9 protein-coding genes are annotated in these 7,043 nt (G+C 71.4%); all 9 read left to right on the top strand.

What is annotated here, in order from left to right; translation table 11 throughout:
• Positions 1–208 (top strand): hypothetical protein (locus tag E1264_RS43470; protein WP_165964240.1); only part of this gene is annotated, 208 nt, incomplete at its 5' end.
• Positions 205–660: a hypothetical protein gene (locus tag E1264_RS18515; protein ID WP_132175107.1), complete on the top strand. Its 456-nt coding sequence runs from the start codon at positions 205–207 to the stop codon at positions 658–660. The genes E1264_RS43470 and E1264_RS18515, both read left to right, overlap by 4 nt.
• Positions 657–1,571, top strand: coding sequence for a hypothetical protein (locus E1264_RS18510; protein ID WP_132175105.1), 915 nt, complete (start codon positions 657–659; stop codon positions 1,569–1,571). The genes E1264_RS18515 and E1264_RS18510 overlap by 4 nt, the downstream gene beginning before the upstream one ends.
• The gene (locus E1264_RS18505) at positions 1,568–2,059 is read left to right on the top strand and encodes a hypothetical protein (RefSeq protein WP_132175103.1); all 492 of its coding nucleotides are present in this window, start codon (positions 1,568–1,570) and stop codon (positions 2,057–2,059) included. The genes E1264_RS18510 and E1264_RS18505 overlap by 4 nt, the downstream gene beginning before the upstream one ends.
• Before the next feature lie 123 nt (positions 2,060–2,182).
• Positions 2,183–2,692: a helix-turn-helix domain-containing protein gene (locus tag E1264_RS18500; RefSeq protein WP_132175101.1), complete on the top strand. Its 510-nt coding sequence runs from the start codon at positions 2,183–2,185 to the stop codon at positions 2,690–2,692.
• Entirely contained in the window at positions 2,689–3,936 is a 1,248-nt protein-coding gene (locus tag E1264_RS18495; protein ID WP_207936002.1) for a PBSX family phage terminase large subunit, read from the top strand. Before E1264_RS18500 ends, E1264_RS18495 begins: the two co-directional genes overlap by 4 nt.
• A gap of 3 nt (positions 3,937–3,939) precedes the next feature.
• Positions 3,940–4,347, top strand: a complete 408-nt coding sequence (locus tag E1264_RS44660) for a hypothetical protein (protein ID WP_207936001.1) — start codon at positions 3,940–3,942, stop codon at positions 4,345–4,347.
• A complete protein-coding gene (locus tag E1264_RS18485) occupies positions 4,347–5,942 on the top strand; it encodes a phage portal protein (RefSeq protein WP_165964239.1) in 1,596 nt (531 codons plus the stop codon). The genes E1264_RS44660 and E1264_RS18485 overlap by 1 nt, the downstream gene beginning before the upstream one ends.
• Before the next feature lie 3 nt (positions 5,943–5,945).
• The gene (locus tag E1264_RS18480; RefSeq protein WP_132175097.1) at positions 5,946–6,989 is read left to right on the top strand and encodes a phage minor capsid protein; all 1,044 of its coding nucleotides are present in this window, start codon (positions 5,946–5,948) and stop codon (positions 6,987–6,989) included.
• Positions 6,990–7,043: the final 54 nt, after the last annotated feature.

Genomic DNA, 7,043 nt, shown 5'->3' with positions numbered 1-7,043 from the left:
CCACCGCCCCGCACTCGTCCGCTTCGTCACCGACTCCCGCCCCGACCTCCGCCCCTCCGACGTCGAAGGCGCCCTCATCGCCCTCGAACAAGCCAACTGGACCTGGAACCGAATCGTCATGGCCACCGCCGCCATGGTCTGCCACCTCGAAGAACCCCGCGACCTCCGCGAAGCCGCACGCAACCCACTCCGAAAGATCACCCGATGACCGACCGCCCGCCCTCCGGCTGCCGCCACTGCGGACTCCCCGAACGCGGCCACGGCCAGCGCTGGACCGAAGACGCTGGCTGGCACACCTGGACACAGCCCACCGACGCGCAGACCAAGCAGCGGATGCTCGCCCGCCGCGCCGACCGCATCACCACCCGCGCCGCCGACCACGAGATCGAGCTCACCCTCACAGCGGACGTGAGCGGCCTGGAGGCTGCCGCGAAGGACGCCACGATCGCCGCGCTCGAACTCCATCTCGCCACATCGAGCCGCCGATACCGCGCCCTCGAAGCCCAGCTCCACGCCGAACGCCGCGCACGCCTCGCCGCCGAAGCCGCCGTCCGACGCGCTGAGCAGGTCCTCGACCAGTGCATCGGCGCCGACCACATCGGCGACATCCGCCCCCACCTCCGCCAAGCCCTCACCATCGAGACCGAGGAGACCCGTTGACCCACGCACGACCGGTCGACTCGACGCGCGCCCGCGCACACCCCGCAGTCGACCGCGCCGTCCGCGACCTCGACGAAGCCGCCGTCCTGGTCGTCGGCCTCGCCCACCTCCGCGAGCCGGGGATCCGCCGGCCGTGGCGGGAGCCCGCCCTGCACGAGGAGCGCCGCGCCGAGCTCGACTACGCGGCCCGCGCCGAGCGCGCCGAGCGGACGGCCGAGGCGATCGGCGAACACCCCGACGCCTGCCGCGCGGACATCCTCGACGCCCTCAGCGCCGTCCTGACGCGCGCAGAGGATCTTGCCCACCACCTATCCCGCGCCGCATGGTGCCCGGCCCTCCCCGCCGCGCACGCGGACGCAGACCCCCGCCCCTACCTCGCGCGTGCAGCGGCCTGCCTGCCCGTCGCAGCGTCCGGTCCGGGAGGTGCCGAGGTCGCCGGATGGGCCGCGGGGGAAGCCGCCCGGATCGTCGCCGCCATGTCCGCCGCGCTCGCGCTGATTGTGGATGGGCAGCAGCTCCGCGCCGTGTGCCCCTGGTGCGACGGCCGCACCGAGATGGCTCCGCTCGGCGGAGAACGCACATGGCGCGTCCGGATGCTGCCCGGGAACCTGGTCGTGATCGTGTGCGAGTCGGGGACGTGCACGCCGCCGGCCGGGTCGGTGACGACGTGGTGGCGTGGCCGCCCAGCATGGGCGATCGGATCCTGGGACTGGCTCGCCGCGCAGGTCGAACGCGCCGATGCCGCAGCGCCTGTGGAGGGCACGGCGGTGCCGCTCGCGCGGGCGCACGGATGGACGGGCCGTGCCGGGACGGTGGTGTCGGCGGACGCGCTGCGGGCGTTGCTAGATGGCCTCGTGCACGGCGCGGATAACGTGACGTGGCCGGACGAACACGGAACGATGACCTTGTGAGGTACTTCGACTGGGCAACTGACCTGGGCCTTATCGACTGGGTTCAGGTCGCCAGCGCGTTCTTCAGCGCCGTCGCGGCAGGACTTGCGCTCATCGCGATCGTGCAGGCGGGGAAGGCGGCTACCGAAAACCAGGAGGCCATGATCCGCGAGCGCCGCATCGACTTCGAGCTCGATGTGCTGACGCAGATCCTCACTGAGATGGCGTACATGACCGATCCCGGCAGCCGGCCGAAGATTAAGCTGCTAGCCGCCGTGTTGCCAGTCGAGACGGTGCCTCTGACGAGAGCAGTGTTCCAACTCGAAAGCGAGCCAAACTCCGTGGAGGAAGCCAGGGACTACGGATACACGGCGGGTGGTCCTCTACCAGACGCGTTGCTCGAACGGATTCGCGAAGAGTGCACGAACTCGGTCCAGGCCAATCTCCGCGAGCGGGCCCTGTCGTCCCCTCGTCATCGCATTCTGTGGTGGCGCGGCCGCCCGGCTTGACCTGCGCATTGTGGATAACCCATACTTGCGCCCGGAGAGGTATATCCAAGACCCGGCCCCGACACGGCCGGGTTTTCGCATTCCAGGAGCCCGTCATGGCCTGACCTGCGTCGGGGGTGAGCCATGGCGAACCCGCCCCCGCTCACCCCGGAAGAGCGCGACCGCATCGCGCAGCTGCACGCTGAAGGCAAGACCCGCAACGACATCGCGCGCATCCTCGGCCGCTCGAAGTCCACCATCACCCTCGCCGCCCGCGGCCTCGGCCTCACCTTCGACCGGTCTGCTACCGCAGCCGCCACACAGGCCAAGCAGGCCGACGCGAAAGCCCGCCGCGCGCAGCTGAAACTCGACCTCCTCGACGACGCCGAACGGCTCCGCCTCCGCCTCTGGGAACCAACGACGGTCGTCCTGTCGACTCCGAAGGGCCCGGCCCGCGTCACCCTCGACCTGCCGCCGGCGCGGGACGCCCGCGACATCATGGGCGCCGTCCAGGCCGCGGTCCGCTCCCACGTCGACCTTGACCGGCTGGACATCTCCGATGGCGCCGACGCCGCGAAGAGCATGCTCGGCCAGCTCGGCGAGGCGCTCCAGGTCGCCGCCGACCAGCTGAACGGCACCACGAGCGACGAGTGATCAACCTCGACGCCGTCACCGCGATCATGTCGCGGAAACAGATCACGTCCATCGTGGAGTCCGCGCGGGCCCGCATCAGCATCTGGGCCGGCGCCGTCCGGTCCGGGAAGACCATCGCGTCCCTGCTCGCGTTCCTCATCGCCGTGGCCGCGGCCCCCGACCACGGGCTGATCGTGATCTGCGGGCGGACGCGGGAGACGATCGAGCGGAACATCATCGAACCGCTACAGGACGCGTCACTGTTCGGGCCGCTCGCGAACCAGGTCCACCACACCCGCGGCTCCAACACCGCCGTCATCCTCGGCCGCACCGTGCACCTCATCGGCGCCTACGACGTCCGCTCCGAAGGCCGCCTCCGGGGGCTCACGGCGTGCCTGGCGTACGTGGATGAGGCGACGCTCGTCCCTGAGGCGTTCTGGACGCAGCTCCTCGCGCGCCTGTCCGTCCCCGGCGCGCGGCTCCTCGCCACGACGAACCCGGACGGGCCGCAGCATTGGCTCCGTCAGCAGTTCCTGCTCCGCGCCCCGCAGCTGAACCTGGCGCACTGGCACTTCACCCTTGACGACAACCCGGCGCTGCCCGCGGACTACGTCGCCGCGCTGAAGCAGGAGTTCGTCGGGCTGTGGTACCGGCGGATGATCCTCGGTGAGTGGTGTCTTGCTGAGGGCGCCGTGTTCGACATGTGGGCCCCGGAGCGGCACGTCGTGGACGCGCTGCCGCCGATCCGGCGGTGGATCGGTATGGGGATCGACTACGGCACCACGAACCCCTTCGCCGCGCTGACGTTCGGGCTCGGCACCGACAACGTCCTGTACCTCGGCCACGAGTGGCGATGGGACAGCAAAGCCCAGCACCGGCAGCTCACCGACGTGCAGTACTCCGAGCAGGTCCGCGGCTGGCTGAAGGCCCTGGGCGTGCACCCGCAGTGGACCGTGGTGGACCCGTCCGCGGCGAGCTTCGTGACGCAGCTGCACCAGGACGGGCTGAGCCCCGCGCTCGCGGACAACGCGGTGCTTGACGGCATCCGGACGGTTGCGAGCCTGCTCGGCCGGGACCGGCTGAAGGTCCACCGCTCGTGCACGGGCTTCATCAACGAGATCCCCGGCTACTCGTGGGATCCGGACAAGGCGGAGAAGGGCGAGGACGCCCCGATCAAGGCCGACGACCACTCGCTCGACGCCGGGCGGTACGTGGTGCATACGACACAGAGCGCGTGGCGCTCCGACCTGAGGGAGGCCGCGTAACCCATGCCCGCGAGCACACCCACCCCCCGCCGCTTCCAACTCGTCCGCGACGTCGACGTCACCGGAGTGTCCGGGACCGGCATCGTCGCCGACGGCGTGCTCTGGCCCGACCAGACGGCCACGGTCCGCTGGCGCGGCGACATGCCCTCCACCGTGAACTGGGACAACATCGCGCACGCCGAGCGCGTGCACGGGCACGGCGGCGCTACCCGCTTCGAGTGGCTCGACCACGACCCAGAAGCCGACGAAGTCCAATGGCTCCGCGAACTGGTCCACGTCGTGTACGGCATGGCCAAGGGCGAGCACCTCGGCCCGCTGCCTCAGCTGGTTGCGGGACACGCCGAGGAGGCTCTCCGCCTGGTTCCGGAGAGCGTCAAGGCAGTCGCTTGCATTCCGCGGAGCGAAGCCTGATGCCGCTCCCCGAAGGCGGCGGCGCCTGGCCCCCCGAACACCTCGCCCCCATCACCGACCGCCTGTGCGCCTGGTCAGCCTGGTACTCCGGCAACCCCGACGAACTCGAAAAGGTCTACGGCGGCGCCTACGGCTCCGGCTTCGACACCACCTCCCGGCAACGCGTCTACGACCGCCCCTCACAGCACCGCGGCGGCGTCGTCGGCCGCTTCGCCCGCTGGTTCTGGGGACAGCCCCTGTCCTCCAACCAGCAGCGCGCGAAACTCCACGTCCCCGCCGCGTCCGACCTCGCCCAGGCCGGCGCCGACCTGCTGTTCACTGAACCCCCAACGTTCACCGTGAAGAACAAGGGCACGCAGGCCCGGCTGGAGGAACTCGCTGACGACGGATTGCACGCCAAGCTCCTGGAGTCGGCCGAGCTGTCGTGCGCGCTCGGGGGCGTGTACCTGCGGATCTGCTGGGACAGCGAGATGTCCGACCGGCCGTGGCTGTCGGTGCAGCACGCCGACGCGGCCGTGCCCGAATGGTCGTGGGAGCAGCTCCGCGCGGTTACGTTCTGGCGGGTCATCCACGATGACGGCAAGAAGACCGTTCGACACCTGGAGCGCCACGAACCCGGCTTCATCCTCAACGGCCTGTACGAGGGCACCCCGGACGGTCTCGGCAAGCGCATCGATCTCGGCGCCTACCCCGAAACCGCGGGCCTCGACCCGGTCATCGAGACGGGCCTGAAGACCTCCCGCGGCAAGCCGATGCTCACCGCCGTGTACATCCCCAACGCCCGCCCGAACCGCACGTGGCGGAACCTGCCCGCTGCGGCGCCGCTCGGCCGCGCCGACTTCGGCGGCGTCGAGCCGATGCTGGACGCCCTCGACGAGACGTACACGTCGTGGATGCGCGACATCCGGATCGGGAAGGGCCGCCTGATCGTCCCGGACACCTACCTTCAGTCGCTCGGCGCCGGGGACGGCGCCCGGTTCGACGCCGAGCGTGAGGTGTGGCAGGGCCTGAGCATGCTGGCGTCCAAGGACGTCAACCAGCTCACCGTCGCGCAGTTCGCGATCCGCGTGCAGGAGCACCGCGATACCGCCACCGACCTGATGGAGCAGATCCTTCGGGCGGCCGGGTACAGCGCGCAGACGTTCGGGCTGGCGGGTGAGGTGGCGGTGACGGCGACGGAGGTCGCGGCGAAGGAGCGCCGGTCGCTGATCACCCGGGGCAAGAAGATCCTGAACTACCGGCCGCGGTTGGCGGATGCGCTGGAGCTGCTGCTGGCGGTGGATCAGCGGATCTTGCAGACGCCGGGTGTGACGGCTGAGCGGCCCAGGGTGGAGTTCGCCGATGCAGTGTCGGAGGACATGGGCAGTCTCGCGCAGACGGCGCAGCTGCTCCGCGCGGCAGAGGCCGCGAGCACGGAGACGCTGGTCGCGATGGTGCATCCGGACTGGGACGAGACCCAGGTGAAGGCTGAGGCCAGGGCAATCAAGGATGAGGCTCCGGCCGAGTTGAGCGGCCCCGGTCCGGATGACGGCATGGGGTCGTCCGGGCCGGGTGCCTCCAGCGGCGAGGACGAGCCGGGCGGGGCCGAGGGCTGACCGGTGGCCGACGTCCCGGCGTCCGCGTCTCCCGCGCTCGCGGACGGCCTCGCGCAAGTCGAGACGATCACCGAGATGCATCGCCAGTGGGAAACCACGACGATCAAGCTTCTCGCCGACCGGATCCGCGTGGGCATCGACGCCGACGACTGGCCCGCGCGGCAGGCCGCCGACCTCGCGCGCATCCGCCGCGACCTTGACCGCACGGTGAGGCGCCTCGCCGATCTTGCCGGACCGGAGATCGAGGGCATGATCTCCGAGGCGTACGAGCGCGGCCACGGCGCCCCGCCCGCACCCGACCGCGCGCCGAGCCTGGCCCGCCGCGTCCTGGACGCCATGCGGGCCCTGTGGGCACGGCTCACCGGCCGCACCGCACGCGCCCACCAGGCCGCCATCCTCGCTGGGCAGCGCGCGCCCGCTGGGCAGCGCCGGGCCGTCGTGCAGCAGGCCCTGAACCGCACTGCGGACCGGGGGCTCACCGTCGCCCGGGACGAGCGGGGCCGGGCCCTGTCGCTCGTCCCGCAGGCGGAGACGATCCTCCAGACCGCCGCCGGGAACGCCGCCATGGACGGCTACCTCGACCGCCTCACCGCTGAGGGCGAGGACCTCGTACGCGTCACCCGCTCGCCGCACCCGTGCCCGGTGTGCGAGCCGTGGGAAGACCGGATCCTGTCCGTCACCACTTCCACCGAGTACCCGTCCATCGCTACCGCGCGCCGCGCCGGACTGTGGCACCCGCGGTGCCGTCACACGATCGAGCAGTACGTGCCCGGGCGGCCGCGCCACCAGCATGCGATCGACCACAAGCCCGGCACGTACGCGCAGGAGCAGCGGCAGCGCGTGATCGAGCGGCACATCCGCGACTGGAAGCGCCGCGAGGCGGCCGCGCTGGACGACGTCGCCGCGCAGCTCGCCCGCCGGAAGGTCCGCCAGTGGGAGGCCGCGCTCCGGACCCACCTCGCCGCGACCGGGCTTCAGCGGTCCCGGATGCGGGAGCGGATCGACTTCGGGCACTCCCGGCCCTTGCGGCACGCCCTCGGCCGCTGACACACGTCCCGCCCTTCGGGGCGGGTTGCACAACCGGGCCGCCTGGCGCGGCCC

The sequence above is a fragment of the Actinomadura sp. KC216 genome (genome assembly GCF_004348535.1).
Lineage (GTDB): Bacteria > Actinomycetota > Actinomycetes > Streptosporangiales > Streptosporangiaceae > Spirillospora.
This window is presented reverse-complemented; position numbering and strand designations above follow the sequence as displayed.